This window comes from Amycolatopsis sp. NPDC102522 (genome assembly GCF_055584485.1).
On sequence record NZ_JBVJLY010000037.1, the window covers coordinates 17,724 to 43,570 of the forward strand.

28 protein-coding genes are annotated in these 25,847 nt (G+C 68.0%); 19 read left to right on the plus strand and 9 right to left on the minus strand.

Annotation, left to right across the window (positions count from 1 at the left end; all coding sequences use genetic code 11):
- The first annotated feature begins 97 nt into the window (after positions 1-97).
- The 5 genes from ACZ6YV_RS42505 (at position 98) to ACZ6YV_RS42525 (ending at position 5,045) form a co-directional block, all read left to right on the plus strand.
- The gene (locus ACZ6YV_RS42505; RefSeq protein ID WP_465515066.1) at positions 98-1,489 is read left to right on the plus strand and encodes a hypothetical protein; all 1,392 of its coding nucleotides are present in this window, start codon (positions 98-100) and stop codon (positions 1,487-1,489) included.
- Positions 1,486-2,307: a hypothetical protein gene (locus ACZ6YV_RS42510; protein ID WP_465515067.1), complete on the plus strand. Its 822-nt coding sequence runs from the start codon at positions 1,486-1,488 to the stop codon at positions 2,305-2,307. Before ACZ6YV_RS42505 ends, ACZ6YV_RS42510 begins: the two co-directional genes overlap by 4 nt.
- Complete coding sequence (locus tag ACZ6YV_RS42515; protein WP_465515068.1) at positions 2,304-3,413, plus strand: hypothetical protein; 1,110 nt, start codon at positions 2,304-2,306, stop codon at positions 3,411-3,413. The genes ACZ6YV_RS42510 and ACZ6YV_RS42515 overlap by 4 nt, the downstream gene beginning before the upstream one ends.
- A 97-nt stretch (positions 3,414-3,510) precedes the next feature.
- Positions 3,511-4,404, plus strand: a complete 894-nt coding sequence (locus tag ACZ6YV_RS42520; RefSeq protein ID WP_465515069.1) for a hypothetical protein — start codon at positions 3,511-3,513, stop codon at positions 4,402-4,404.
- Between the two features lie 134 nt (positions 4,405-4,538).
- The gene (locus ACZ6YV_RS42525; RefSeq protein ID WP_465515070.1) at positions 4,539-5,045 is read left to right on the plus strand and encodes a HEPN domain-containing protein; all 507 of its coding nucleotides are present in this window, start codon (positions 4,539-4,541) and stop codon (positions 5,043-5,045) included.
- A 52-nt stretch (positions 5,046-5,097) separates the two neighbouring features.
- Here the strand turns inward: ACZ6YV_RS42525 and ACZ6YV_RS42530 are convergent, their stop codons facing one another.
- From ACZ6YV_RS42530 to ACZ6YV_RS42545, 4 genes are all read right to left on the minus strand, one after another.
- Positions 5,098-5,715 carry a hypothetical protein gene (locus tag ACZ6YV_RS42530; RefSeq protein WP_465515071.1) on the minus strand — a complete coding sequence of 206 codons (618 nt, stop codon included), beginning with the start codon at positions 5,713-5,715 and terminating at the stop codon, positions 5,098-5,100.
- Positions 5,716-5,839: 124 nt separating this feature from the next.
- The gene (locus tag ACZ6YV_RS42535) at positions 5,840-6,298 is read right to left on the minus strand and encodes a helix-turn-helix domain-containing protein (protein WP_465515072.1); all 459 of its coding nucleotides are present in this window, start codon (positions 6,296-6,298) and stop codon (positions 5,840-5,842) included.
- A complete protein-coding gene (locus ACZ6YV_RS42540) occupies positions 6,295-6,663 on the minus strand; it encodes a hypothetical protein (protein WP_465515073.1) in 369 nt (122 codons plus the stop codon). Before ACZ6YV_RS42540 ends, ACZ6YV_RS42535 begins: the two co-directional genes overlap by 4 nt.
- Positions 6,660-6,836, minus strand: coding sequence for a hypothetical protein (locus tag ACZ6YV_RS42545; protein WP_465515074.1), 177 nt, complete (start codon positions 6,834-6,836; stop codon positions 6,660-6,662). Before ACZ6YV_RS42545 ends, ACZ6YV_RS42540 begins: the two co-directional genes overlap by 4 nt.
- 746 nt (positions 6,837-7,582) lie before the next feature.
- Between ACZ6YV_RS42545 and ACZ6YV_RS42550 the strand changes: the two genes are divergently transcribed.
- From ACZ6YV_RS42550 to ACZ6YV_RS42575, 6 genes are all read left to right on the plus strand, one after another.
- Positions 7,583-8,500 (plus strand): DUF5753 domain-containing protein, encoded by a 918-nt coding sequence (locus tag ACZ6YV_RS42550; protein ID WP_465515075.1) that lies wholly within the window; start codon positions 7,583-7,585, stop codon positions 8,498-8,500.
- Positions 8,500-8,739, plus strand: coding sequence for a DUF397 domain-containing protein (locus tag ACZ6YV_RS42555; protein WP_465515076.1), 240 nt, complete (start codon positions 8,500-8,502; stop codon positions 8,737-8,739). Before ACZ6YV_RS42550 ends, ACZ6YV_RS42555 begins: the two co-directional genes overlap by 1 nt.
- 78 nt (positions 8,740-8,817) lie before the next feature.
- On the plus strand, positions 8,818-9,318 hold the full coding sequence (locus ACZ6YV_RS42560) for a hypothetical protein (RefSeq protein WP_465515077.1): 501 nt from the start codon (positions 8,818-8,820) through the stop codon (positions 9,316-9,318).
- 850 nt (positions 9,319-10,168) lie between these two features.
- Positions 10,169-10,360, plus strand: coding sequence for a hypothetical protein (locus tag ACZ6YV_RS42565; protein WP_465515078.1), 192 nt, complete (start codon positions 10,169-10,171; stop codon positions 10,358-10,360).
- Between the two features lie 462 nt (positions 10,361-10,822).
- Positions 10,823-10,990 (plus strand): hypothetical protein, encoded by a 168-nt coding sequence (locus tag ACZ6YV_RS42570; RefSeq protein ID WP_465515079.1) that lies wholly within the window; start codon positions 10,823-10,825, stop codon positions 10,988-10,990.
- 133 nt (positions 10,991-11,123) lie between these two features.
- Positions 11,124-11,420: a hypothetical protein gene (locus ACZ6YV_RS42575; RefSeq protein ID WP_465515080.1), complete on the plus strand. Its 297-nt coding sequence runs from the start codon at positions 11,124-11,126 to the stop codon at positions 11,418-11,420.
- A gap of 15 nt (positions 11,421-11,435) precedes the next feature.
- On the opposite strand, the gene ACZ6YV_RS42580 is transcribed toward ACZ6YV_RS42575, so the two are convergent.
- Entirely contained in the window at positions 11,436-12,383 is a 948-nt protein-coding gene (locus ACZ6YV_RS42580) for a recombinase family protein (protein ID WP_465515081.1), read from the minus strand.
- 216 nt (positions 12,384-12,599) lie between these two features.
- Here ACZ6YV_RS42580 and ACZ6YV_RS42585 point away from each other — a divergent pair, with 216 nt between their 5' ends.
- A complete protein-coding gene (locus ACZ6YV_RS42585; RefSeq protein WP_465515082.1) occupies positions 12,600-13,382 on the plus strand; it encodes a hypothetical protein in 783 nt (260 codons plus the stop codon).
- A gap of 26 nt (positions 13,383-13,408) precedes the next feature.
- Here the strand turns inward: ACZ6YV_RS42585 and ACZ6YV_RS42590 are convergent, their stop codons facing one another.
- A complete protein-coding gene (locus ACZ6YV_RS42590) occupies positions 13,409-13,660 on the minus strand; it encodes a hypothetical protein (RefSeq protein ID WP_465515083.1) in 252 nt (83 codons plus the stop codon).
- A 123-nt stretch (positions 13,661-13,783) separates the two neighbouring features.
- Between ACZ6YV_RS42590 and ACZ6YV_RS42595 the strand changes: the two genes are divergently transcribed.
- From ACZ6YV_RS42595 to ACZ6YV_RS42605, 3 genes are all read left to right on the plus strand, one after another.
- Positions 13,784-14,131: a permease gene (locus tag ACZ6YV_RS42595; protein ID WP_465515084.1), complete on the plus strand. Its 348-nt coding sequence runs from the start codon at positions 13,784-13,786 to the stop codon at positions 14,129-14,131.
- A 37-nt stretch (positions 14,132-14,168) separates the two neighbouring features.
- Complete coding sequence (locus tag ACZ6YV_RS42600; RefSeq protein ID WP_465515085.1) at positions 14,169-14,483, plus strand: hypothetical protein; 315 nt, start codon at positions 14,169-14,171, stop codon at positions 14,481-14,483.
- Between the two features lie 73 nt (positions 14,484-14,556).
- Positions 14,557-14,970, plus strand: a complete 414-nt coding sequence (locus ACZ6YV_RS42605; RefSeq protein ID WP_465515086.1) for a hypothetical protein — start codon at positions 14,557-14,559, stop codon at positions 14,968-14,970.
- Between the two features lie 33 nt (positions 14,971-15,003).
- Here ACZ6YV_RS42605 and ACZ6YV_RS42610 read toward each other — a convergent pair whose 3' ends face one another.
- A complete protein-coding gene (locus ACZ6YV_RS42610; RefSeq protein ID WP_465515087.1) occupies positions 15,004-15,588 on the minus strand; it encodes a hypothetical protein in 585 nt (194 codons plus the stop codon).
- A 217-nt stretch (positions 15,589-15,805) separates the two neighbouring features.
- Here ACZ6YV_RS42610 and ACZ6YV_RS42615 point away from each other — a divergent pair, with 217 nt between their 5' ends.
- The 3 genes from ACZ6YV_RS42615 (at position 15,806) to mobF (ending at position 23,859) form a co-directional block, all read left to right on the plus strand.
- Positions 15,806-17,734 (plus strand): UvrD-helicase domain-containing protein, encoded by a 1,929-nt coding sequence (locus tag ACZ6YV_RS42615; protein WP_465515088.1) that lies wholly within the window; start codon positions 15,806-15,808, stop codon positions 17,732-17,734.
- A 114-nt stretch (positions 17,735-17,848) separates the two neighbouring features.
- Entirely contained in the window at positions 17,849-18,346 is a 498-nt protein-coding gene (locus ACZ6YV_RS42620) for a hypothetical protein (RefSeq protein ID WP_465515089.1), read from the plus strand.
- A 554-nt stretch (positions 18,347-18,900) separates the two neighbouring features.
- Positions 18,901-23,859 (plus strand): MobF family relaxase, encoded by a 4,959-nt coding sequence (mobF, locus tag ACZ6YV_RS42625; protein ID WP_465515090.1) that lies wholly within the window; start codon positions 18,901-18,903, stop codon positions 23,857-23,859.
- Positions 23,860-23,868: 9 nt separating this feature from the next.
- On the opposite strand, the gene ACZ6YV_RS42630 is transcribed toward mobF, so the two are convergent.
- Complete coding sequence (locus tag ACZ6YV_RS42630) at positions 23,869-24,594, minus strand: hypothetical protein (protein ID WP_465515091.1); 726 nt, start codon at positions 24,592-24,594, stop codon at positions 23,869-23,871.
- 176 nt (positions 24,595-24,770) lie between these two features.
- Here ACZ6YV_RS42630 and ACZ6YV_RS42635 point away from each other — a divergent pair, with 176 nt between their 5' ends.
- On the plus strand, positions 24,771-25,232 hold the full coding sequence (locus tag ACZ6YV_RS42635) for a RapZ C-terminal domain-containing protein (protein WP_465515092.1): 462 nt from the start codon (positions 24,771-24,773) through the stop codon (positions 25,230-25,232).
- Here the strand turns inward: ACZ6YV_RS42635 and ACZ6YV_RS42640 are convergent.
- Positions 25,214-25,847, minus strand: a 634-nt coding sequence (locus ACZ6YV_RS42640) for a hypothetical protein (RefSeq protein ID WP_465515093.1), incomplete at its 5' end; no start/stop codon positions are given. The genes ACZ6YV_RS42635 and ACZ6YV_RS42640 overlap by 19 nt on opposite strands.

A 25,847-nucleotide genomic window follows, 5' to 3' on the forward strand; every position in this document is an offset into this window, starting at 1 on the left:
AAAATCCTCGTTTAAACGGTAAATAATTTGTTTCATTGCATTGCCGCAATGAAATGCAATGTGATGCAATGAAATGAGTTGTGGTACACTTGGTCACATGAGCGAACAGCCCGTGAGTGGCGGCCCCGAAGACGACGGTTCGGAGCAGTCCCCCGAGTCTCGGACGTGCACGTTTCCGACCGGCCCGGCCGACGATCCCGACCTGACGTTGTGCAGTCGGCCGATCGCGCCGAAGGATCCGGGGAAGCCGGGGCCCGCTGCGGTGTACTGCGAGGACCCGGCGCACACCGGGTTGAAGGCGCACCGGAGGAGGAAGAAGGCGAAGGAGCTTCGCGAGGGCGGAGGGGTGGCGGTGATCGCGCCCGAGGTCCTGACGCTGGACCCGAATCGCGAGGTGACCGACAGCGTCACGGCGATGTCCGTGGTCCGGACCAGGTGGAACCAGGCGCTCGACGAGCGCCAGGCCTTGCTGGAGCGCAGCAACTCCACGCTGGCCGAGATCCTCGACCACGCCGCCGAGCTCGCCGAGGTGATGGACGATCCGGACAAGGCGAGCACGGAGATCAAGCACATCCGCGCGCAGGCGAACGCCGATATCAGCACCGCCACCACCCAGGCCGACAAGGCGAAGAGGGCCGAGCGGGCCGCGCGGGACGAGCTCGCCGTCGCCACCGCGGTCCGGGACGAAGCCGTCGCCGAGATCGAGGCCGTCGAGGCAGAGACCGAGCGGAAGCTCGCGGATGCCCGGCAGCAGGTCGAGGATGAGAAGGCGGAGGCGAAGCGGCTGGTCAAGGCGGCGGAGGACGCCGCCGAGGACTTCAAGCGGCAGGTCGAGAGGGACCGCGACACCGAGTTGGAGAAGCAGAAGAAGCTGCACGAGGACCTGGTCAAGAAGATCCGCGAGGAGACCGCCCAGAAGATCACCGACGCCGAGGAAGCCGCCGGCATTCGGGTCGCGAACGCCCAGGCCGACGCGTCGGACGCCCGCGGCCGCGCCGACGAGGCAGAGAACAAGGCCGAGGAAGCGGGCAAGGAGCTGGAGCTCGTCCGGGCGGCCGCCATCAAGGACGCCGCGGCGGCCGAAGCCGCGCTCGGCGAGGCCGAGCGGCTGCGTGGCGAGCTGACCAGGCTCAACTCCCGCATGGACGAGGCCCAGCAGCGTCACGACCGCGAGATCACCGATGCGCGCGCCGACGTCGAGAAGGCCCGTGGCCAGATCGACGCGATCCAGGCTCGTCTGGATAAAGCGATTGAACGGCACGAACAGGAACGCCAGCGGGTCAGCGAGGAACACCAGCGGCAGCGGACCCAGGACCGCGAGCAGTGGGATGCGGCCCAGGCGACGGTCAAGCAGGCCCACCGCGCCGAGATCGACGCTCTCACCGCCCAGATCCAGGCTCTCGACAGCGCTCTGACCAGTGCGAAGAACGCCGCAGCCGCCGAAGCGGAGAAGAACGCGGCCGCAAAGAAAGAGGGCGGGAAGCGATGAGCCGGGCCGTGTCGATCGCCGACGACGTCGCCGCCGCACTCGGGCCCGAGCAGGTCGCCCGGCTCACCGGACCCGAATGGGACCAGCGGGTGCAGTGCTGGGAGTGCGAAGGCTGGATCGGCGAAGACGAAGACGCCGCGGTGCTGCTGCTGCGAGTGAGCGACCTCGTCGACCCCGCCACCGGCGCGTCGGTGTCGTTCACCCTGCACAGCCATCCGGGCTGCTCACCGTCGAGGATCCTCGTGATGACCAACGAGCAGGTCCGCGAGCGGCGTGCCGAACTCGGCGACGACGGCGACCAGGACGGCGACGGCACGGACGTCCAGGTCGTCGCGACCGTGCTCGACACCGGCCGCGACAGCGCCTACCCCGCCGCGATGCTGAGCTACCAGACCGAGCTGATCGCCGACTCACCCGGACCGGACCGCGTCGATCTGGTCGTGTCCGCCCTGGTCATGCAAGGGTGGCACCCGCTGACCACCCTCGTCGAGCCACCCCCGGCCGGACCGCCCGGCTACCGGATCCGCTTCACCCACGAACAGCCCGCCGCCGCCTCGCCCGGCATCCTCGAGGTCATCAACCCGGCCGGGCAGGTCGACACCGTCGCCGAGGTCACCCCAGGTCGCTACTGGCGACCCGCCGTCGTCCGCAGCGGGTACTCCGTCCTGATCCAGGGCAGCCGCTACCTGCTCGACTGGGAACGCCGCGGCCGCGCCGGCGTCAAGGCCGCCGTCCGCGCCGGACTCCTGGTCGGCGGAGTCGTCCCGGTCGAGCTGCGCGGACCAGGCAACGACGTCCCGCGATCGGTGTACCGATGAGCCTGACGAGCCAGCTCGACGGCCGGGAACTCGCACAGTGGTGCACCGACGTCTTCCCCGGCACCCCGGCCATCGTCGACCAGGTCGTCACCGCCGCACGCGCCGCCGGTCGTCCGGTCCGCCCGGCCGGGCAGGTCGAGGGCGAGCACTGGGCCGACATCGGCGGCGCGTGGGGCCAGCGCCTGGCCGATCTCGTCGACCCCGCCCCGCCCTACGGCGCGCTGCTCGGCATGATCCGCGCCGGGTGGATGACCTGGGAACAGGCCCATGACCAGGCAGCGTCCTATCCCAGTCACCGCGGCCTGGACGCTGAGCACTGCGCCCGCGCGCTCTCGCTGCGCCGCACTCCGGACGGGTGGATGGACCTCGGACCGACCCGTGACCACCTGCAGCCCGATCCGGCCGCCGCGGCCGCGCTCTGCGAGCTCCTGCAGCGAACCCGCGCCTACCAGGCCGCGCACGCCCCCGTCGGGCAGCTGAGCCATCCCGGTGCCGAAGCCGGGCTCGCCCGCTCGGCCTGGGTGATCGCCGCGTGCGAGGGCATCCACCGCTCCGGCCGGATCAGTCCCGCCCTGTCCGCAGTCCTCAACGACCCGAGCGCAAACGCCGGAGCCCTGCGCGCCATCGCCTCTGACCAGGTCGTCGCCGAGCTCGTCGAGCTCTCCGGACGTCTGCAGACCGGTGGCGCGCTCGACGAATTCCGCCGCCGCGCCGGCCATCCCGGACCCGGTGAACCGCTCGGCGTCGCCGCGCCGACGTTCGTGCCCGGCTGGGCGGACGGCGATCTCCTCGTCGGCACCCCCGAGGCGACGACGCTCATCGACGTCAAGACCGTCATCTCCTTCGCCGACCCTCAGCGGATAGCCCGCTGGTGCTGGCAAATCCTGCTCTACGCGTGGCTCGACACCGCCGATCTGCACCACATCCGCGCCGTCGGGCTCTACCTCGCCCGACATGGAGTTCTGGTGTCCTGGAACCTGGACACCTACGCCGGAATTCTGCTCGACGACCCGAGCCCCGACCTGAGGGACCGCGCCCGCGCCGTGTTCCGCAGCGTCGCCACCGACGTCATCCGCGCCGAAGGAGCCGTCTTCCCCATCGCCTGACCGGTTTTCGTCACCGAACTGCTGTGATGCTTTATCGGCGAGGGCAGATGAGTAGAAACCCGCTGGCCAAGATCAGTCCAGCGTGGACGATGGAGGTATGAACGGCGGCAGCAAGCAGGTCCTCAGCGTCTTCTCACCGGGGCAGACCGGGCTCGCGATCCTGCGCCGGACGCTCGTCGGCGCCGCCGTCCTAACGTTCCTGCTGCTGTGGTGGAGCGGCTGGAACTGGTTCCCCGCGGTGATCTGGCTCGTCGTGCCGATGATCGTCGTCGCGCTCCCCGGCATACGTCGGCTCGTCGACGAGTCCTGGGGTCTCGTCGTCGGCCTGATTCTCTGCGCGCTCTCGCTCACCGAAGACGTACCGGGCGCCCTCATCGCCATCGCCTGGGGACTGGCCATCGCCGCCGTCGCCGGTCTCATCCTGGTCAAAGGCGGTTTCGGGTGGCGTAAGTGGGTACCGATCGCCGCGCTCTCGCTCGCCGGAATCCTGGTCCTGACCGGCGGAATCGTCTGGATCATCGGAGCGAACGCACGCAACGCCGAGGCGGCACGCCAGGCCGAGCAGTCCCGGCAGTACAACGTCTCGAAATTGCTGCCCACCAGCCCCAGGGACGCCGTCTTCGCGCTCGTCGAGGGTGTGGCGGCCACCGAGAAGGCCGAACGCGTCTGCACCGTTTTCAGCCCCGTCGCGGCCGCCCAGTTCGCCGTCGCGCACCAGGCCGCCGACTGCGCCGGCGCCCTCGCCAAGCTCCGGGCCCAGATCCGCAACTGGAGCGTCTACGTCAACCAGCTCTGGATCCCCACCCAGGAGCAGGAGAAGAACCCGCCCCCGAAAGGGCAGCCGCACCAGCTCGACGCTTGCATCCTGGAATTCGGCAACGTGCTCGCAGGGCAGGAACCCGACGCCGGTCCCCAGATCGGGAGGTTGACCTTCGTCCAGCAATTCGGCAACGGCTGGCTGCTCACCGACTACCAGCCCTGCGATCGGTAGATGAGGCGGCTGACCAGCTCGAACACTCGTGTGTATAACGATCTATACACCGTGGCGGTGTCGGATCTGATGGATCCGGCCGGGTCCGATATTCACTCGTGTGTCCAAGATGGCCAGGAGGAGAATGATCGGCCATGACGTACCGCAGCCCCTTTGGTGAGATCGACACCAGCGACCACAACGACGAAGACGCCTTGTGCCTGTCCCGCACGCACTGCGCGGACGCCGTCGAGGACACGCTCGCCGAGTTCCACCAGGCCGCGATCGCCACCATCACCAGCGGCGCGGCGCAGCCAGCGTTCTTCCTCGCCCGCCAGCTCGCCGAGCTCGGCCTGAAAGCGTTGCACAAACCGGATTTCCCGCCCGGACACAACTTGGCCAAGCTGCTGGACAGCCTCCGGCAGCGCGGCGACGAGCTGCTCGACGGCGGCGCCGAACAGGACCTGGTCGTCGCATTCGTCCGCGACCTCCACCACTACGACCCCCTCGGCGACGAAGGTCGGTACCCGACCACCCGCAGCGGCGAACCGTCGCTGGCCTCCATGTGCTGCGCGGATCCCACCCTGCTGCGCGAGCACGTCGACCGCCTGCACGGCTACATCCACCGCAGACTGACCGCACTCGCCGCGGCGCCGGTGTGAAATGACGAAGTCCCCGGTCACAAGCGCGACCGGGGACTTCAAGCGGCAAGGATCAAGAGCGCCGGCGCTGGGGATTGAGCTTGTCGAACATCGCCTCGAAGCCCGTGACAGGCTGGTCCCGCCGGAGGCGGCCAGTGTGGACGTCGAGGTGACACCAGTCGCCGAATTCCCCGTAGCCGCACACCATCAGGCTCAGCGTGCCGGGCTCGCACCAGTCGACCTCGTGGAAGTCGCCCTTCTCGACGAGGTTCGCGGTCGGGCTGGTGTGCATCCTGCTCGGTTCGAACAGCACGTCGGCGCGGCCGGTCTCCGGATCGACGTTGGTTCGGCGGTACCGGAGCTCGCTGTAGGCGCTGTGGTCGCCCAAGAGGTGCCCGTGAAATGCCTTCCAGCGGTGGTTGTGGGGAACCTGTTCTTCGGCGCCACCGCGGATATCCGGGCGAAGCCACCGGTTCAGTTTGATTGTCCGCTCGACACCGTTGAGCAACGTGAGCTCGCTTTTGCTGATCTCGCCGTCCGGGTCCGGGACGTTGCACCAGCGGGCCGGGTCGATGATCGTCTCCCACGTCAGCGGCCCGATGTCCGGAGCGTGCTTGGCGACGCCGGCGGCCACGAGCTCGAACATCGGGCCGTCGACGACGAGGCCGGGGATGACTTCCACTGTGGGCATTAACGTTTCCCTTCTCCTGTAAGGCTTTTCTGCGGGTCTCAGGTCCACGATTCCAGCTGAAATTGCGGTGGCGAGCGGTTTCCTGTTGCCAGTGAATGCTGGAGTCAGTGGAAACCGCCGCTGATCAGCTGAGCGCGCGAAGGTGTCCGAGCAGGATGGTCGGGGAGAGGTCGCAGAGCGCGGCCATGCGGTCGAGCATGTCGTTGCGGAAAACCACGTCGAGCGCAGGTGTCTCGGCTTTCGCCAGCGCGGCCCAGCGTCGAAGTGGTTCGAGTTCAGCAGGTGCCTCGTCGATGATTCGACCCAAGGAAACGACCAGGTCGCCCTCCTTGGCAGGAAGGCTTTTCACGCGATGCTCGACTCTCGCGATCAGCACCGCGGGCTCGACATCCAGTGCCCCGCACAGCACCGCCAGGCGCACGACCGAGCACTGCCTCGTCCCGAGTTCATAGGTCGCGATCGTCTGCAGTGAGATGTCGATAGGAAGCAAGGCCTGTAGCTGCTTACGGGTCAAGCCCAGCGCGTGCCGGGCGTCGCGCAGCTCGTCACCCAGGATTCTCAGGTACCGCTCGACGTCGATCACCGTCGGAGCCCGTCGTCATCGTCGCGAGGCGGCATGGCCGCCTTGAACCAGGTGTAGCTGTTCCACTCGGACAGTGCGGCCTCGTCAGCGATCTCGCTGGTCGCCCACAACAGAGCCAGGCGAAGCGGCACCGCGTATCGCCAGATCTCGATCCCCGTGTTCTGCCAGTCACCGGGACCGGGCCCCCCGCGCATCCGGGCAACCTTCGACCAGCCTTCACGGGGGATCGTGACGACATCCGTCGTGGTGCCTGTGGTGCGCATCAAGGCGTTGACACGACCCTCGTGCAGAAGTTGCGGCACGATCATCCAGCCCAGTCTTCTCGCGGTCACGATCAATCCGTCGATCTCTTCAGTTCCGCTCATGATCGGCACTCGCTCCCGGTCGGAGCGTCAGCGGCCGGATCCGCGTTCTTCGCGACTCGCTCCGCGACCTCGGCGGCCGCGAGCGCCGCCGGCGACCCGGTTTTCCGCAGCTCCTGCGCGCGAACCCGCAGCCGCCGGATCGATTCCTGCAGTTCATCGCGACCGCTGTTCACCGGGAACTCCGGGCGAACAAGGTACGGAGGCGCCCAGCCCGGCGATGCCGGGCTTGCCCGCGGCTCTGCTCGGGCACGGTCACCGTCCAGGGGCGGGATTCGAGACCGCGTGCGCGGAACAACTCGCGGATACAGGCCCCGCACGTGTGCCCGATCGGCGCCACGGTCGGGGTGGGACGCACGTCCGCGCCGCACAACGCTGGGTATCTACCAGCACCAGCTTTGAAGGCTTCATCGGTGATTTCGTGCGCCAGGCCATCATCCGCACTGGTCATCGGGAAGGTGTAGACCCGTTCAGCCACGGTGATCATCTCCGGAGCCAGAGCCCTTCAGCGACGAGCGGATCTCACGAACAGTGCTCCAGCAGGCCAAGGAGAAGACGCCCAGCGCGACCAGACCGAGCGGGGCGAGGCCTTGAATTGCGTGCCACATCGGCGCCTCCGGTGGAAGGCAGCGACCCGCCCGGGAGGGGGAGGGGGAGTCCCAGACGGGCCGCCGCCGCTCAACTTCTCGGGCGATGGGTCTCCTTGCGCCCTGGGGACGCGCCGTCGTCACCGAGAAAGTGCTGGACCTGGCGGTCGCCTTCGGCGAGTGGGTAAGCCCCGGACCCGGAACAACCCGTTCTTGTCGTAGGAGGGGCAGCCGTTCAAGCTCGGCGACCGCCAGGGACTACCGTTGTAGCTAGGAAGTTTGGTAGCCAGAGTGAACTGTAGCTCGCTACAGCTGTAGCGCGCTACGGTTTCGGTATGGCCTATCCGGGTGATCCGTTGTCCGCTCAACCGCTACCCCTGGTCGTCGGAGGTGACTCAGCAGTGCCCGCACCATCGAAAACTGCTGCCCGTCGATGGCTCGCGATCGAGCTGAGGCGGATGCGGGGCGATCGCGAGCCCGCCGAGGTAGGCGCTCGGATCGGCAAGCAAAGCAACGCGTACCGGCATTACGAGACTGGCGAACGTCTGCCGTCGGCGAGCGACCTTGAGGTCCTGCTGAACTGGTACGGACGCCCGGAGAGAGTGCCGTTCTTCCACGAGCTACTCAGGGCGGCCCGAAAGGGCGTCGACTGGTGGATCCGGTTTCCGACCGCGGTTCCGAACTGGTTCAACCTCTTCCTCGGTCTGGAGTCCGCAGCGGCCCGGATCAGCAGTTTCGATGCACTGTGGATCCCAGGTCTGTTCCAGACTCGCGAGTACGCCGAGGCGTTGTATCGGGCGAGCGAGCAGCGCATGACCGATGAGCAGGTCGCCGAAGCGGTCGACCTCCGGATGGCACGGCAAGCGATCATCACCCGCGAGGACGCACCACAAATCTGGTGCGTCCTCGACGAGACCGCGCTTCGGAGGCAGGTCGGGGGCAGCTCCGTGATGCGTGCCCAGCTCGACTACCTGAGCAAGGTGAACGAGCGGACCAACGTCGAGATCCAGATCCTGCCGCTCTCCTCCGGTGCGCACGCCGGCGCCGAGGGGAGTTTCAAGATCCTGGACTATCCACCGGACTTCGAGGGTGACCCCGGCACGGCGTACGTCGACACGCTGCCGCAGGGCATCTACTACGAGCTGCCCGAGCAGGTTCAGCACTACCGCCGCGTTTTCGAGCGCCTCCAGGTTCAGGCGAGTAAGCCCGAGAACACCGAAACATCGATCAGTAGGGCGAAGAAGGACACGTGATGGACCACGCCGAGGCGCACAAAGAGCTGAGCGCCACGACTGCCATGTGGGAGAAATCCGAGTTCAGCAACGGCGGCGACAACGGATGCTTCCAGTTCAACTTCTCCGTGTCCGGCTGGGTAGGAGTGCGTGACTCCAAGCTCGGCGACGCCAGCCCCGTGCTCGTCTTCAACGAACGCGAACTCAACGCGATGTTGAACGGCGCGCGGGCCGGACAGTTCGACGGGCGGATTCAGTAGCGCCTCAAGCGTTCCTTGACCAGCCTGTTTGGTCCGATACCCTCGAAATGATCAGGCGATCGAGCGAGGGGGAGCGGCGTGCCAGAACGGCCAGAGGGCACCGCAGGCGGGTACAACGAGCCCGGCCCGGACGACTACAACGCTGACGCGTGGAAAGAATTCACGCCCTGGCGACCTGGCGATCCGTCGACCGCCGGTGAGGCGCCGCCGAGCTACGCCACCGGCGACTTCCACAGCGAAGGTCTCTACCGCCCGTCGGTCGAGGCTCACCAGGACGGCCGCGCCCGACCTGACTCGACGCCAAGCCGCGGCGGTCACTCGCCGACCCCCGAGCCTGCCGATCGAAAGCCCTTCCAGTGGAGCGAAGACTCCCGTCGCTACGAAGGCGGCGAACGAGTCCGCAGCACCAAAGCGATCGGCGGTGGCATCTTCAAGCGCGTCCACGCCGGCACCGACGGCCACGTCGTCAGCCGCGAGCTGAGCTTCCTTGGCGAGGAGCGCCTGACCGTCGCGTTCGGCAACGGCTACGTCGAGAAGGATGTCCGGCCCGACGCAGTCGAGCGCAATCCCTGGTACTGACCAGCGCCAACATGCCTCGACAACGGCTTGTGGACGAGCCGCTCGGCTGACGTTGTGGGACCGTGCGCCGGGCGTGCGCCCGTCACCCGGACAGGGCCCGCGGCCTGGGGGCGCGGGGTCTTTCCGTTGCTCGGCCCAGCTACAGCCGAGCACACCGGTGGAGCTGTTCAGGCCCATCCACCCAGGTGAATCACTGAAAAGACGCGATCCACCCGCCTGGACGAGCCAGCCCAGCCCCACCGGCGCGCTGGTTCGGCCGCTGCGCCGAGCAACGGAAAGACCCCCCACATCCCCAGGTCTCCGCGGTCCCTGGAAAGACACCGGCCCACGGGCCGGTCGGGCGTCGCCCGAACCCCACCGGAGCGCTGCCCCGGACCCCGGCAACCGGCTGCGGGAAAGGGGGAAGAAATACTTTTTCTCATGGCTAATCCGCCGTTTAAATATCACTTATTTAATGATATTTATCGATTTTCCGCTGGACAATTAAAGTCATTTCTACTATTATATAGTATATGAAAGAGAAAGCGAAAGGAGGTGAAAAATAAATGTTGAGATCACCGGATACTCTGGCCGCCCTGGCGGCTGTAGCGCAGGTCTTCGCGATCACTCAAGCGACCATCGTCCTGAGTGACCGGAAAGCCCGTGCTGGCAGGCACAGGAAGCGGAAGCGGCGAAGACGCTCGCGGCACGGACACCGCTAGAAACTGGGGGACCGAGCAGCTCAAATCTGCTCGGTCCCGTAACGGATTCTACGCAATTGTCGTGCCGCGACCCAATCCGCCAGAAAGTCAGTTCGTTGTGCAGCCAGGTGTGCAGTGGTTTGTACACCTGCGGCACGCATCGTGAGGTCATGACTAAGCAGATCTTGACCCTCATCGACAGCACGTTGTCCAGCACGGCCCGGACGGCGCGCGCCGTCGTGCTCATCTTCGCCGTCACCGTCGCCACCGGGGTGGCGCCGGCAGTGCACGAGTTGCCGGGTGCACTCACCGAGCGCGGTCACCATGTCGTCCAGCCGGGGTGCCGCGGTTCCTGCAGGTGAGTGCACTCGGGTCGCCTTGGGCACGTCGGCACTGGTCACCTTGGGTGCCGACGGCACTGGTCACCTTGGGCGGTTGACCAGTGCGACCGCTTGCATCGGTGGTGCGGCCCGTCCTCCTGGTGTGTGGTGGCGCCGGGCAGACCGTTCTGGGTGGGCCTGCGTTCCGGGCGCCCTGGTGGTCCTTCGCAGCCGTCTCGCTCCGCAGTCCTCATCCTGCGAAAACGGCCTATCAGATGGGTTCGGGGCTGTAGCGCACGATCCGTCCAGGTGAACCGGAAAAAGCGCCCGGTCCACCCGCACGGACGACGCCACAGCCCCGAACCCATCTGATCGGGAGCGGCCAGCAGGTTGAAAACTACAGAGCGAAACGGCCACCCGCGAAGGACCACCAGGACACCCTTCACTCCGACCCACCCAGAACGGTCTGCTTTTCCGGCACCACCACACACCAGGAGGACTCAGATGCACGACCGACTCCAGCTCGACCCGACCGACGAAGTCAGCCTCCGGCCCGGCAAGGACGGAACCGTCGAGATCGTCGTCCTCGACCCCCGGAGCGAGTGCTCCGCAGTCATCGAGCTGACGCCTCAGCACCTCGCCACCATCTGCGAGGCCGCCTCCGAGCAGTAGCGGATCCGCCCCCGGCCACCCAGGCCGGGGGCTTTCCGCGTGTCAAAACACGCGGACGTCCCTTCTTCGGGTCGCCACAACCCGCGACATAAGCGCGACATTGAGTGACCAAATTCGTGTCACGATAGTCGGCATGACACCTGAGGAAACCCGGCACGATCCCGAGATCGAGGCGATCGACGCCGCCCTGCGCCAGCTGGTCGACGAGCGCGCCTTCGAACGACTTCTCGCTGGCTACCGCGAAGGCCTGAATCGCTGGGGTCGCTCACGAACCGCACCAGAGCACGGATCGATCACCGACGCCGACGTCGACACGCTTTTCGACCTCGTCCACGTCTCGTGCCCGCCAGGTACTTCCGACAACGTCGTCCTGCTCCTCGACACCCGGCTCGCGCGTGTGATCACGCTCCTCAAACAGCCGCAGCCCTGACCTTGCGCCACACCATCACGCCGTCGCGGCGCTGAGCCGTTTCGCGTAGATCCGATACGCCTTTCGCTCCGCCGGAGCACCGTCGTCTCCGCCGAGCGTGGACGCGGCAGAGAGCAGCGCCTGGTGAACATCGTGCGGCGCGGTGACCTGCAGGCTGTAGCCCTGGCCGCGGCGAACCTCGCGACCGCGCGCGAGCGCGTCCTGTTCGGCCTCTCCGAGGCCCTCATGCCCGGCCAGGTGACCGGCGATCTTTCCTGGTATCTCGACGCGGACCGGTTGCGGCGCCTCGACGTCGACGACGGCCGCCGGCGGTTCGGGACGGCCGGGCAGCAGATCGGCGACCGCCGTACGGACCGCGGCCCGGCTCACGTCGTGTTCGCGGGCAAGGGCGGAGATGCTCGCGCCATCGAGAAAGGCCTGCCGCACCCGCTCGACGACGCCGAGCTCGCCGAGACGTGGCCGTCGTCCGGACGTGGCGCCGGCGGCCCACGCTGCTGCGAGGCCCTCGCGGGTCATTTCGTTCTGTAGGTCGCGCTGGAACTGCCCGACCGACACCAGGACGTTGACCAGCATGGTGGTGGTCGCGTCGGCCGCGGCCAGGTCGACGATGCCGGAGAGCGGGCCGGACAGCACGCGCAGCTTGACCTCGTGCGAGCGGCACCACTCCCGCACGGCGAGGATGTCGGAGAGGTCGCGGCACAGCCGGTACAGCTCCGAGACCGTCAGCCGGTCACCAGGCCGCGCGTAGTGCGCCAGCTCGCGGAAACCTTCGCGCTCGAGCGCCGCGATCTTCGACGACGTCGCCGGATCCGCGAACAGCCTCACGCCGTCCGCGCCGTCGACGAGCCCCGTCTCGGCGAGCAGGAAAGCCTGCCGCCGGGTGCTCTGCTCGTCGGTCGACACCCGCGTGTAGACCAGCTCCGCCACGTTCCTGCCCGCCTCTCCCGCCGCCGGTGCGGCCATTGACGGTTCTACCTGTCGTCAAACCCTGTCGTCAATTGGGATTGGCTCGCATTGGATCGGAGAGCCGATTTTCCCAGGATCCGAACGATCGGACACCGCGTGTGGCGCACTGTCGTTAAAGGACCATTTGACGACAGAAATGGATCTGGCGGCCAGAGACTTCATGAAGTAAGCTTCATGAAGTTAGCTTCAGGGTCGACAGTGAAGGGAAGCCGCATGTCGCGCATTGACCACCTGACCAGGCTCGTCGCCGAGATCGGTCAGCAGGGCCTTCTGTGGGGGGTCGGCAAGGGAACGCTCGCGCCCGCCGGCGGCGACATCGAGGAGGTCTTCCCCGCAGTCCGGCAGTTCGTCGACGAGCCGGAGTTGCCCGAGGGAGTGGAGGATCCAGGACTGACTCCCAGGCTGACCGCCCTCGCTCTCCTTGTGGGAGCTCGGCGCGCGGCCGCCGACGCGGCCGCTATTGAACGTGCCGCTGCCGAGCTCGCCCGGCAAGACGGCGCCACCGTCCGCGAGCTGGCTCTGATGGCCGGGATCAGCGAGCGTGCGGCGAACGATCGATACCGACGCGTCCTGATTTTCGACCCCGAGACTGCCGACAAGTCGCTGACCTGGTCGCCAAAGGCGCCCGGCACCCCGGACGAACTCGCCGGTGACATCGGAAGCGAACTCACCTTCGCCATGCCCGACGAAGCCCCGCAGACCGCGACGTTCGTGAACTTCTACCGCGACGCCGACCGGGGCGACGTTTACGTCGTCCGCCACTTCGACGGGCGCGACGAAGAGATCAGCATCGCCGACATCATCCGAGGCACCCCGCACGGGCAGGCCCGGCAAGCCGAGATCTCACGCGCCCGGGAAGCGCGCCGCGATCCGCAGAGCGTCTACTTCGCGAAGCTGGCGGAGCAGACCGGGCGAACGCCTGCCGAGGAAGCATCCCGCTCCGCACGCCGGGCGGCCGACGCCGACACCCGGACGCATCGCCCGGACCAGAGCTGACCTGGACTACCTCGCGGCCGGGAGGGTCAGTACCTCCGCCTCCCGGCCGCCTGACCTCGGTGAAAGCCGACCCGAGCCGCTTGACGCGCCTTCGCTCGCGCCTCCTGCCGCAACTGCCCCGGCAAGCGCTCAACGTCCCGCAACGCCTCAGCGATCCGCTCAGCGTCGCCATGAGGTTCACCCAAAACGTTCTCGAAATCGGCGAGCAGGCCACTCACCAGCACGCATAGCTCGCTGATTCGGGTGTCGCCCGGCTGGTCGCCGTCCTTGCCTGTCATCGGCTCAGTGTGTGCGGCTTGCGTGTCACTCACCAGGCCGGGGTCGTGGGTCGAGTGTGGGTTCCGAACCTGCCCGCACGCCGTCGAGACCACGACACCCACAGCACGGCTACGCTGTTCGGCATGGCACAGCCCGACGGACTTGAGGCCCGCCTGGCGGCGATCGAAGGCCGACTCCGCGAGCTCGACGAACGCGTGCGCGGCAGCGAGCAGGACGCGGCCGCCGCGCGGGTCCTCGCCGGTGGCGCTGACCGCGACGTCACCCAGTTCAGCCGCGACATCCGACAGTTCCGCGAGCAGAACAACCGCGTCCTCAACGCCATGCGCGAGGACCTGACCCAGCTCCGTACAGCCGTCAACACCGGATTCACCGAGGTTCGGGGCAAGCTCGACGCGGCCGCGAGCGGGCACGAACAGATCGTCGGGCTTCTCACCCGGATCCTCGGCGAGGACGACGACCAGGACCGATGATTCGCCGCCCCGAAACGGGCCGCCTAGTATCGAACCCATGTTCGACGATCGGCGGAGGGGGCAAGACGAGCGCTCAGCGTTGCGCCCGAAGACGCCGCCCGTCGACGTCGAGGTCGACATGAGCCGCGTACTTCCCGCTCAACGGATCCGCTGGGGAAAGCAGACCCCGATCTGGTGCCGCGCCTACGGTGTCGGTGGTCGCACGGCCCGCGGCACCCTGCTCGGCTGGGTGATGTCCTCCACCGGCGACTGGTGGGGACTGGTCGACCTCACCCTGGTCTCGTCCAACGGCCGGACCAGCGTGCGCGTTCGACAGCTCGTCGAGCACGGTGCCATCCGGCCAGTGCCTTAACCGGGCCGTTCCGACAGTCTCGCCTCCTGCAGTTCGACCACACCGAACCACGTCCGCGTGGCACTATTTCCCCATGTCACGACGCCGCGCGCTCCCCTCCTGGCAAGTCCTCTTCGCCGGCGCCTGCGGCCTCGCGATCCTGCTCGTCGGCATCGACCTGGGGTGGGGATTCTTCCTCTCGCTGTTTCTCGGCGCCCTGGCGGCCGCGTTCGTCGTCGCCGGAATTCGTGGCCGACGATCCTCAACCGGCCCGGCCGGACGCGCTCTCCGCCCGCCGGCGCTGCCCCCGCTCAAGCCCGGCCACCCGGTGGTCACACTCCGCGATCTCGGCGGTGGCGGGCTCACCGAACTCGTACCCCGTGGCAGCAAGGGCGTTGTCACGGCCATCGGCTGGGGCAAGATCGAGGCCACATTCACGATCTACGGCGCGATGGGGACACGCCAGGTCCTCGTCAGCGGTCAGCGCCCGGACTTCCAGCGGCTATGAATAACGTCACGGATCCCTGAGTGAGGTAAACGGCTAGAACAGCGGAATCTGCGCCGGGTCGATTCGAAGCAGCACCTGACGCACAGCCTCGTCGTTCCAGCCGCCCCGGACGGCGGCCGCCAGCTGTCGCGAGCGCTCGGCCCGCTCGGCGCGGGCGAGCCCGGACCATCGCCGCACCCACCAGCGTTGCCCGCGGCCTTTCGCCTGCATCCGGCGAAGGTTATCGCCCTGCGTAGACGGCCAGAGGTGACCGATCATCGGATCCGGGTGCGCGTGAACGCAGACCGGGTTGTCGCACACTTTGTGCTCGATCACCTCGCCCGCCCGCACCGGCACGCCCAGCGCGAGGGCGACGGCAAACCGGTGCGGCTTCACCGTGTACTCCCGGCCGTCGCGCGTGACCGAAAATCGGCCGTACCCGTCATCGGCGATTGCCCCCGTCCAAATCGCGCACGTCATCGCGATCGGGTCATCGACTGAGGTGTCCGGCCGTCGCACGACCCTTCGCAGGAACCGCTCGATCTCGCGAGCGTGCAACTCCCGATCGACCGTCAAGGCCGCCATCGCAGTTCCCGTCATGTCCACCACGGTAACCCCGGACACCGACCAGGTGAGCATTCCTGACGGTTCGCACAGGCCGCACTGCGGTCACCAGTCCGTTCCCGCGATGTTGGTCACGAGGTCACTCGAATGAACCTTGCCGCCCTCGAAAGTTTTCGTCACACTCGCCTATGTGACGGAAAGAGCGACAGTAGCCGCCGGTGCCCCGATCAAGCGGCAGTGCAGCCAGTGCGGGAAAGACTTCCATGTGCGTCCGTCCGGTCCTGGACGGACGATGAAGTACTGCTCCCGTGCCTGCCAGCAGGCCAGCTACCGCCAGCGAAACGCCGAGCCGATCGACGAGCTCCGGCGCAAAGCCGACGTCGCGATGCGCACACTCGGGTCACGGATCGGTGCCCTTGGAGCGAGCGATATCGACGCCGAACAGCTGTCCACCATCTTCCGTCACGTGTGCGCTCTACTCGACCTCCTGCCCGAAGCCACAGCGCTGGAAACCGCTGCCTCGACTGTCGTGCCTGTGACCGAGCCACGGGCCGTAGCGCCGTCCTCTCGTGACCGCGAGAAGGTAGCCACGGTCATCGATTCGCCGTCGGCTGCGGACAGCGACGAGCCCGGAATCGTCACGAACTCATCCGTGACGGCAGCAGCACCCAAGACCGTCGCTCCGGTTCCGGCCGCGCTTGTCGGGGGCATCCGTCCGACCGCCGAGCAGGCCGACATCATCGAGGCCTGCGTCTCCGGCCGGAACCTGGTGATCGAAGCCGGGGCCGGAACCGGCAAGACCTCCACGCTGCGGATGGCTGCGCTCTCGCTGCCCCGCGGCCGCCGAGGCATCTATGTGGCGTTCAACAAGACCGTCGCCAGCGAGGCCAAGGCGAAGTTCCCCAGCAGCGTCGTCTGTACCACCGCCCACTCGCTCGCCTACCGGGCCCTGGGCTACGCGTACAAGGCGCGACTGAACGGTCCGCGGGTCCCTGCCAAGACGGCCGCGAAGATCATGAAGATCACCCGTGGGCTGGAAGTGAGGACCAGCGCCGGCGCCCGGATCCTCGACCCGGCCGCGCTCGCGCGGATCGCCGCGAACACCGTCGACCGGTTTTGCCAGTCCGCCGACCTCGAGATCGCCGCTCACCACGTTCCGCCGGTGAACGGGGTCGACAGCTACGCCGAGCTCACCTTGCGCGAGTACATCGTGCCCAAGGCCGTGGAGATGTGGGCGGAGCTGCACCAGAAGAGCGGCAAGCTCAGGTTCGCCCACGACCACTACCTCAAGATGTGGGCCCTGACGAACCCGAATCTCGGGACCGACGTCGTGTTCTTCGACGAGGCGCAGGATGCCAACCCCGCGATGGCCAAGGTCGTACAGGCGCAGCAGGCCCAGCTCGTCGCCGTCGGCGACAGCAACCAGGCCATCTACGGATGGCGCGGTGCCATCGACGCGCTGAAGCACTGGCCCGCTGATGCGCGGCTCCGGCTGTCTCAGTCCTGGCGATTCGGCCCGGCAGTCGCCGACGAGGCGAACAAGTGGCTCACTGCACTCGAATCTGATCTCCGGCTCAGCGGCACCGAGTCCGTGACCTCGTCCCTCGCCCTGCTGACCTCGCCGGACGCCGTGCTGTGCCGGACCAACGCCACGGCGATGGGCCGAGCTATGGCGGCGATGGACAACGGCAGCAGGGTCGCGCTCGTCGGTGGCGGCGGCCGGATCAAGAGCCTCGCCGAAGCTGCCCAGGACCTGCAAGCCGGGCGAACCACGTCCGACCCCGAGCTGTGCGCTTTCACGACTTGGGGCGAGGTCCAGGACTACGTCGAGCACGACGAAGCCGGGGCCGATCTGGGAGTCTTCGTCCGCCTGGTCGACGAGCACGGCCCCGGGGAGCTGATCCGTGCAACGAACCGCCTGGTCAACGAGGACACAGCTCAGCTGACGATTTCGACGGCACACAAGGCCAAAGGACGCGAGTGGCATCGTGTCCAGGTGGCCGACGACTTCCGTCAGCCGAAGGCCGACGAGAACGGCGAGCCCGGGAAGCTGTCCCGATCCGAGGCGATGCTCGCCTACGTGTCGGTGACCCGCGCCCAGCACATCCTCGACCGCGGGGGCCTGGCATGGATCGACGACCACCTCGCCGGCGTTCCGGCGCCGTCGTCCCATCGCCGACCGACGCGTATGACCGACGACGCTGCCGCCTTCTGGGCCTGACCGACCCGTTGCTTCACACGACGATCGGTGACGCAATCCGGTCACGAGGTCGTACCCGGCTACTCAGCTATCCTGACCAGCACGAAGGCACAGAGCGAGAAGGGATCCCGGGGGATGGCAGAAGCACAGAAGACCGCGCCAGTGCACAAGCACTACGCGGCCACGAACCGAGCGGCGCTGAACAAACTGCTTGAGGCGCGCGACAAAGTCGATGCGGAAATGGTCAGCCTGCGCGAGCAGGAGGAAGCGGTGCTTGCGGACTTCGTGCGGGTCAAGCTCGAACGCGAGACGGTCATCAAAAATCGTGATGCTCAGCTGGCCAAGCTGGAGAAGCGGAAGGCCGAGGTCACCGAGCAGGCGGTGCCGAAGCTCGACGAGATCGACGCTCGGACTGGCGCGCTGCTGCTGAAGCTGACCGAGCTGGGCCGGAACGCTGATCAGGTCGCGCAGATGACCGAGGTTCCCGTGAAGAAGGTCCGGGCGATGGTTCGAGCGGCGCGCGATGCTGACGGGTCAGCGACGCCGCAGGGCGCGGAGCGAGGTCCGAGTAAGCCGGGGCGTGACGTCGTTTCGTCGCCGTCTGCGGAGGGCAAGCCGTCCGCGAGTACGTGAGGTGTGATGGCAGTGTGATGCAAAAACCCGGTGTCGGTTTGCGGCGCCGGGTTTTGCTGTCTTGTGGTGGCCGGAATTCGCCCGGTGCCGTAGGCATCGATGATGTCTTCCGTGGTTGGGCCGCGGTCTGACGTCCCTCATAGTGCGTGAAGATGTGGTCAGCGCGTGCGCGCTCTCCCCGCTGTTCGGCTCCTGGCGGTTGGGTCGCCGGAACCTTCTGGGGGAGCCCATCTCCCCCAGACCCCCTCTATCGTGCTGGTCCCGTTGGATGGCCGAGCTCACCGGGACACAGCCGCGAGTTCGTGACCTGACGGTGCGACACCTCGCCCACTTTCCTGACGGTTCACAGATCCCACGTCGTCACCAACCCATCACCTCTCACCTTCCCTCGTTCCTCACCTCTTCACTCCCAGCCTCATCACCTTCTCTACCTCCCTTTTCCTTCCTGCCCGCTCACCCGCTCCTACCTCACCACTGCACTGCCCACTGCCCTTCAGCCCACACACCTAGGCATTATTAATGATCATGGTCGGTTCTGGGGTAAGATCGTTCTCGTGCTCCGTATCACGCCGGTCGGCGCCAACGCCGTGGACTACCTCGTCAAGGGGTCCGGTTGTGCTGAGCACGAGCACTCTCCAGAGGCCGGGATCGAGCACGATTCGACCGACTACTACCTGTCCGCTTCGGCGCACGGTGAGGCGCCGGGCCGGTGGATGGGCAAGGGCTTGAGCCTGTTCGGGGTCAAGGAGGGTGAGCGGGTCGACGAGGACATGGTCCGCAAGATCTTCGGCGAGCTGAAGGATCCGGAGAGCGACGAGTTCCTGGGTCGCAAGCCGATGAATTTCAAGACGTTCGAGGAGCGCCTGGCCGCTGCGCTGGAGAAGGAGCCAGACGCGACACCGGACCGTCAGCAGGAGATCGCCGACGAGGTCCGTGCGGTGAAGACGAAGGCGGTCGCCTACTACGACTGGACGTTCAGCCCGCCGAAGACTTTCAGCACGCAGTACGCCGCGTACCTCGCGGCTGGCCGCCTTCAGGAGGCGGAGACGATGCTGCGTGTCCAGCGCGAAGCCGTCGCGATGGCCATGAGCCACGCCGAGAAGCACGCCGCCTACACCCGCACCGGGTACCACGGCCGCACCGTCAACGGTCGCAGCGTCGGCAAGTTTGAGAAGGCCGATGGGTTCATCATGACCGTGTGGCCGCACTCGACGAACCGCAACGGCGACCCGCAGGTCCACACCCACGTCGCCGTCCTGAACCGCATGGTTACCAGCTCCGACGGCAAGATCCGCACCGTCGACAGCAAAGCGTCTCGACCCATCAAGGAGGCAGTCGCTTCGACGTATGAGCGGGCGGTCGAGGACCTTTCGCGGGAGTATCTGGGCTTCGAGTGGGTCACTCGCCCGGACGGCAAATCGCGCGAGATCGCCGGCGCCGACGTGGACCTCGCGAAGACGGCTGGCAGCCGCCGCGAACAGGTTGTCGAGCGCGCAGAGGAACTGATCGAGGCCTACGTCGACCGCCACGGCTACGCCCCGTCCGCCGCGGCCGAGAAGAAGATCTACCAGGCCGCGACACTCGAGACCCGCGATCACAAGTCCGGCGAACAGGGACCGGGCGCTGTGGCCTCGTGGGGCGAGCGCCACGCCGACGCACTCGCGGCGCAGCTGGAGAGCGTTGCCGAGGCCGCGTTCCAGATCCGCAACGGGCAGCACCCCGACCTGCAGTTCCTTCCGGACCAGACCGACCGGGCAGCAATCCAACGCGCAGCGCTGCGCGATGTCGAGCGACAGTACCCGACCTGGACGATCGGGAACCTCACCGCGGCCATCGACAAGCGGCTCCTGCGAGTCGATGGACCGGCCGAGAGCCGGCCGCAGGTCGTCGAGGCGATGGCGCGGGAAGTCCTCGCGCCCGGTAACCAGTTCGGGGTGCTCACCCTCACCGCGCCGGACCTGGTGCAGGTGCCCAAGGAGCTGTGCCGCAAGGAGGACGGTCGCAGCCTCTACCGGCCGCACATCGACGAGGTCTATGTGACCGAAGCGGCCCTGTCGACCGAGCGCCGGATCGTCGCCGGTGCCGCGCAGCTGACCGCGCCGAAGATCGAAGGGCCGGACCTGGAGGTGCTGCGCGTCGAGGTGTCCGCGATCAAGATCGGTGACAAGCCGATCGGCGCCGACCAGGTCGAGGCGATCCTCGGAATCGTCTCGTCCGGGCGTGCCGGTGACACCTTGATCGGCCCGGCGGGGGCCGGGAAGTCGACCGTCATCGGCGTGGTGTCGAAGGTGTGGGAGGAGCGGTTCGGCGGTCGTGTCATGGGCCTGGCGACCTCGCAGCGCGCCACACAGGTGCTGTCGGACGAGGGCCTGGAGGCCATCAACACCACCCAGTTCCTCGCGCGCTTCACCCCGGACGAGCACGGCACCGTGAACGACTTCGTCCGCAAGGGCGACATGTTCGTCGTCGACGAGGCGGGCATGTCCAACCGCGACGAGCTGGCGAAGATCAGCTCCATCGTCGAGGCCGGAGGTGGGAAGCTCGTCTACACCGGCGACCACGGCCAGCTGTCGGCGATCGGCGCGGGCGGCATGCTGCACCTTCTGGCCACCGACAACGGTGCATTCGAGCTCGAAGAGGTCCACCGCTTCCGGATTCTTGAGCCTGACTGGCGTGAGCCGAGCGGCTTCAAGAACGTCGTGTCTCCGTGGGAGGGTCCCGCGAGCCTGCGGCTGCGCGCCGGTGACCAGTCGGTCATCGGCGAGTACGACACGCGCGGCCGCTTGGCCGGCGGCACGGTCGACGAGATGCAGGAAGCCGCCATGCGGGCCTACCTCGCCGACACGATCGCCGGGATGGAGTCGCTGCTGATCGTCGGTGACAACAAGCAGGCCGCGGAGCTGTCCCGCGCGATTCGCGACGAGCTGATCGAGCTCGGCCGCGTGCACGAAGAGACGATTGCGTCGCTGCAGGACGGAACCCGGGTCAGCGTCGGCGACGTCATCCAGGCTCGACGGAACGACTGGACGATCCAGGTCGACGGCGAGGGCCTTGTCACCAACCGGCTCACCTACACCGTGGTCGGCCGCGACGACCAGGGCCGCCTCCTCGTCAAGGACCAGAACGGCGTCGAGGCCCACCTGCCCGATTCCTACGTGCGCGAGAATGTCACCCTCGCCTACGCCTCGACCGTCCACGCCGCCCAGGGCCGCACGGTGAAGACCGCGCACGCCCTGCTCAGCGAGGAGTCCCAGCGCGAGGACGCTTATGTCGCGCTCACGCGCGGTGCGCTGCGCAACACCGCATACCTGACCACCAGCCGACCGGCCGACTCCCACGAACAAGGACTCGACGTCACCCCGGCCGAGCTGATGGCCGGAGTGCTCGAACGCTCCGGCGCGGCCACCGCCGCGGAACTGCAGTTCCGCGCGAGCCAGGAAGAGGGACGCAGCCTCGCCTGGATCGGCACGCAGTGGGACCTCGTCGCCAAGGACTACAGCACCGACCGCTACACCCAGGTCCTCGGCATGCTGCTCGGCGCGGACAAGGTCGCGGCGATCCAGAAGGAAGAGGCGTTCCCGGCCCTCATGCGCAGCATCCGCAGCGCCGAACTCGGCGGCCACAACGTCGACGCCGTCCTCGCCGAGGTCGTGGCGAAGCGAGCCCTCGACGGCGCCGACAGCGTGTCCGCCGTACTGCGTCACCGGGTGCTGAAGGAGATCGACGGCCGCCCGCGCGAGCAGCGGGTCGACGCGCGGGACTGGACCACCTTCCAGGCCCCGATCGAAGGCCCAGTCGGGCAGTTCCTGCACGAGATGGCGGTTCTGGCCAGCGACCGGCAGAACGTTCTCGCCGCCGAGGCCGCGGCCGACGTGCCCGCATGGGCACAGCAGTATCTCGGCGCGCCGCCGGAGGATCCGGCGCAGCGGGTGGAGTGGCTGCACCGCGCCGGCGTCGTTGCCGCGTATCGAGAGCTGCACGCCGTTCGGGACGACCAGATTTCGATCGGCCCGGCTCCGTCGCCGGAGAACGAGTTCCACCGCGCGCTGTGGAAAGCCGCGCACCGGGCGCTCGGCAACCCCGCCGACACCCTCGACTACGAGGGCGCCACCGAAGGCGAACTCCGCGAGCTCCGGGACCGGTGGCAGCGTGAGCAGCTGTGGGCACCGCAGTTCGTCGCCGACGAGCTGCAGGCGGCGAACCAGCACGCGCAGAACTACCACCAGGACGCGGTGCTGTTCGCCGCGCGCCTGCACACGCTGACCGAGGGCACGCCCGAATACGACCGGACGCGCTTGGAAGTCCAGCGCGCCGAGCGGATGAGCGAGGACTGGGCCGAGGCAGCCCGCCAGCTCGACGAGATCCACCGCGCCCGCCAGGCCTGGTACGCCAGCACCGAACCGGCGAGGGTGGCCGACCAGCTCGCGGCCGAAGAACTCGAGCGCCGCGGGCTCCCGGCCCGGCTGCAGCCGACCCCGGAGCCGGAACAGACGTCGCTGTTCGACATCGTCACCGAGCAGGAGGTCGGTGCCGCTCCGGAGCCGGACGTCGAGCCCGCACCTCGCGCCTGGGAGCTCGACCCGGCCAACCAGCCCGCGGCCGCCGCCGAGCCGGTCGAGCACGTGCTGTGGTGGCAGCGCTGGGCCGACCAGCTCACCGCCGCCGGCGCCGAGCTACCCGAGGGTGTCGACCGCAACCAGATCCCGCTGTTCGACGCCGGACCGCCGCAGACCCTGCCGACGACCGCCGATGCCGAGCTCGACGAGCACCAGGTCGACGTCGAGGACCCGGCGCAGCTGAGGTTGTTCGACGTCGAGCGGGTCGCCGAAGACGAGCGCGCCGAGACGATCGAGCGTGAAACAGCCGAGGAACCCGCCGCTGACCAGCAGCGCGAGCCGTCGGCCGAGCGGGATGCGGCCACGGTCGAGCCTGTCGTCGACGTCATCGAGGACGAGCGGGAACTGCCGGTCGAACCCGACCCGGACCAGCTGCAGATGTTCGATCTCGAACCGCGCGTCGAACACCGTGTGGAGCAGCAGCCCGTGCGCGGCATGGTCGCCGAGCCGGTCGACGAGCACGAGGTCGAGGCCGCCACCGCCGAGCCTGCCAAGGACTTCGACGAGCGGGTCACGCTCGCCGAAGCACGCCGCGAGGCTCGCGCGGCGGAGGCTCAGCGGATCCGCAGGGAAGCCGCCGAAGCTGCACGCCTGGCTCGTGCCGAGCGCACGGCGGCCGCCGAGCAGGACGTCGAGAAGGAGACCGCGGAGCGGACGCGCCGCGACCGGGGCCTCGACCCGGTGAAGCCGGAGAAGTCCGCTGCCGTCGAGCAGGAGAAGGTGACCGTTCCGGACCGGGACGAGCCGGTCATCGAGCGGACGCCGCGGCGCGATCCGCGCGCGACCGCTGAGCGGATCAACCGCCAGATCAAGGATCGGGACGCCGCCGCCGGGCGCTCGTATCTCGACCGTGCCCGCCGCGACGGTCCTGGTCACCAGCCCGGCCGGGGCTGGTGACACGGCGGGTCAGCCCGCGTGACGACGTTCGGCGGCGACCCGCTCGTCGGACGCCGCAATGCCCGAACGCCACTGGTAGTCCGCGGCGATCCGTTCCAGCGGCCCGTATATGCCAGGGCATACCGCCTGGTCAGGGGGACGATGCTGCTGGACGTGCGGCGCGAACGGCGGCTCGACGATCTCCTTGTCGGCCGGGTGGTGTCCGGGCAGTTCCTCCCACACCAACCCGAACTCGTCCGACGTCGTGCTCTGCAGAAGCTGCAGGTACGACATCCAAGCGTTGTCGGCCGCGCGGCGCAGGCGCCGGACGTTCACCGGGTAACGGGCGCCGTCACTGAGCGCCGCAGCGGTCCGGCCGATGTAGACGTGCCCGTGAATCCGCATGATCGACTCGCCCGGGACCTGGTTCTCGCTGCGCGCGGTGAGCTCCAGGCGCGCCGGCGTCGACGAGCCGCTCAACGGGTGCTCGACGTAGCCGCCGAACCGCTGCAGAGTCGTGAGCGCCTGCCCCAGGACCTGGTGATACACGTCAGCCAGCTGCGGGAGCAGATGCTCCATCGAGGGCGTCTGTGCCAGGGCGTCGCCGAACAGCGACAGGCTCGTTGGCACCGAGAAGTAGACGTCGAACGCGTCAGCCGGCGGGCGGCCGGTCTGCAGGTCGAACAACGGCGCAGGATCCACACGAGTGTCGCCGAACATCGGGACGAACCTCCTGGCACGGCCCGTGCGGGTCACGGGCCAGTTACCGATGGTACGGCCACACGCCGACACCGCCGAAGGTCAATCTCCTGGCCCGCATCTCCGATCAGCGTCTCCCGCGTGACACCAACCGGCTGCCGATTCCCGTTGACCATAGAGAAGGAAACGGGAAACGCCTGTCCCGCAACGACTTCCGACCCGATCGTGGAGTCATGGCGACGGATTCGATCAGCACTCACCACCGCGGCGACGAGCCTCAGCTCCGGATCGTGTCCTTCGGCTTCGGGCACGGCCCGGCGCCCGAAGCCGACCTCGTTCTGGACCTGCGCGAGTGGTTCCGCGATCCGCACGTCTCCCCCGGGCTCCGCCAGCTGACCGGCCGCGACCCGCAGGTGATCGCGGCCGTCCTCAGCACGCCGGGCGTCGCCCGCTTCCTCGACCGAATATTCGGCGCCATTGCCGCCCTGGTCGACCTCGGGATCGGCACAGTCAACGTAGCTTTAGGCTGCATCGGAGGCCGCCACCGAAGTGCAGTGATCTCTTCCCAGCTGCTCTATCGCGCGCGTTCGGCGGGGTGGACGGCCGAGGTTCACCACCGGGACGTCGACAAGCCGGTGCTCACTGGCCGCCGTCCGTCCCGCGCCGCCGACTCTGCTCAGGTGGTTGGCAAGTAGGTGCCGATGTCGGCGAGCGCGTCGAGGGTTTCCCGGTCGACGCGGCCGCGCGCGGTGTCGGCTTCGGCGACGACAATCGCGGTGCGGTCCGGCCGGGCGTGGTAGTGCAGGCCGGTCATCTTCACTCCGGCGATGCCGAGGACCGCGGCGACGTCGAGCGGCCGGACGTCGCCACTGCCGTGCACGTCCTCGACCTTCTTGAACGCGGTCGCGTCCTTCGCCGTCTTGAAGCCGACGCGCACCACGGAGACGACCGCGGCGTTGCCCTGGCCGTCGCCGACGGCGAGCAGCATCCGCTCCATCGACGTGCACGGCGTCCGGACCAGGAACTCCCGCACCCGGTCCGAGGCCGCCGCGACGCAGTTCGTGCCGCGCTCGACCTTCCGCGACAGCTTCTTGAGCCGAAGACGGCTCAGCGCCTCATCGGTCCGGCCACGCTTCGCCGACTCCCTGCTTTCCGTGCGTCGGGTCTTCATGCTCCGGCCCGGCAGCGAGTCCGCCACGCCGCCGGTGTTGCCCGCGAGCGCTTCCGACGCCGCACTGGCACCGGCTTCGCCCGCCGCGCCGCCGAACGCGCCGAGGCCCGCCGCTCCCCCGCCGCCGGCGATCACCGCC

Coding starts and splice junctions, on each gene's coding strand:
- ACZ6YV_RS42550 (WP_465515075.1), top strand. CDS start 7,583: ATGGCCTATCCGGGTGATCCGTTGTCCGCTCAACCGCTACCCCTGGTC.
- ACZ6YV_RS42525 (WP_465515070.1), top strand. CDS start 4,539: ATGACGTACCGCAGCCCCTTTGGTGAGATCGACACCAGCGACCACAAC.
- ACZ6YV_RS42510 (WP_465515067.1), top strand. CDS start 1,486: ATGAGCCGGGCCGTGTCGATCGCCGACGACGTCGCCGCCGCACTCGGG.
- ACZ6YV_RS42615 (WP_465515088.1), top strand. CDS start 15,806: ATGAAGTACTGCTCCCGTGCCTGCCAGCAGGCCAGCTACCGCCAGCGA.
- ACZ6YV_RS42515 (WP_465515068.1), top strand. CDS start 2,304: ATGAGCCTGACGAGCCAGCTCGACGGCCGGGAACTCGCACAGTGGTGC.
- ACZ6YV_RS42590 (WP_465515083.1), bottom strand. CDS start 13,660: ATGACAGGCAAGGACGGCGACCAGCCGGGCGACACCCGAATCAGCGAG.
- ACZ6YV_RS42520 (WP_465515069.1), top strand. CDS start 3,511: ATGAACGGCGGCAGCAAGCAGGTCCTCAGCGTCTTCTCACCGGGGCAG.
- ACZ6YV_RS42575 (WP_465515080.1), top strand. CDS start 11,124: ATGACACCTGAGGAAACCCGGCACGATCCCGAGATCGAGGCGATCGAC.
- ACZ6YV_RS42540 (WP_465515073.1), bottom strand. CDS start 6,663: ATGAGCGGAACTGAAGAGATCGACGGATTGATCGTGACCGCGAGAAGA.
- ACZ6YV_RS42555 (WP_465515076.1), top strand. CDS start 8,500: ATGGACCACGCCGAGGCGCACAAAGAGCTGAGCGCCACGACTGCCATG.
- ACZ6YV_RS42580 (WP_465515081.1), bottom strand. CDS start 12,383: ATGGCCGCACCGGCGGCGGGAGAGGCGGGCAGGAACGTGGCGGAGCTG.
- ACZ6YV_RS42605 (WP_465515086.1), top strand. CDS start 14,557: ATGTCACGACGCCGCGCGCTCCCCTCCTGGCAAGTCCTCTTCGCCGGC.
- ACZ6YV_RS42505 (WP_465515066.1), top strand. CDS start 98: ATGAGCGAACAGCCCGTGAGTGGCGGCCCCGAAGACGACGGTTCGGAG.
- ACZ6YV_RS42585 (WP_465515082.1), top strand. CDS start 12,600: ATGTCGCGCATTGACCACCTGACCAGGCTCGTCGCCGAGATCGGTCAG.
- ACZ6YV_RS42610 (WP_465515087.1), bottom strand. CDS start 15,588: ATGCTCACCTGGTCGGTGTCCGGGGTTACCGTGGTGGACATGACGGGA.
- ACZ6YV_RS42565 (WP_465515078.1), top strand. CDS start 10,169: ATGACTAAGCAGATCTTGACCCTCATCGACAGCACGTTGTCCAGCACG.
- ACZ6YV_RS42570 (WP_465515079.1), top strand. CDS start 10,823: ATGCACGACCGACTCCAGCTCGACCCGACCGACGAAGTCAGCCTCCGG.
- ACZ6YV_RS42635 (WP_465515092.1), top strand. CDS start 24,771: ATGGCGACGGATTCGATCAGCACTCACCACCGCGGCGACGAGCCTCAG.
- ACZ6YV_RS42595 (WP_465515084.1), top strand. CDS start 13,784: ATGGCACAGCCCGACGGACTTGAGGCCCGCCTGGCGGCGATCGAAGGC.
- ACZ6YV_RS42530 (WP_465515071.1), bottom strand. CDS start 5,715: ATGCCCACAGTGGAAGTCATCCCCGGCCTCGTCGTCGACGGCCCGATG.
- ACZ6YV_RS42620 (WP_465515089.1), top strand. CDS start 17,849: ATGGCAGAAGCACAGAAGACCGCGCCAGTGCACAAGCACTACGCGGCC.
- ACZ6YV_RS42600 (WP_465515085.1), top strand. CDS start 14,169: ATGTTCGACGATCGGCGGAGGGGGCAAGACGAGCGCTCAGCGTTGCGC.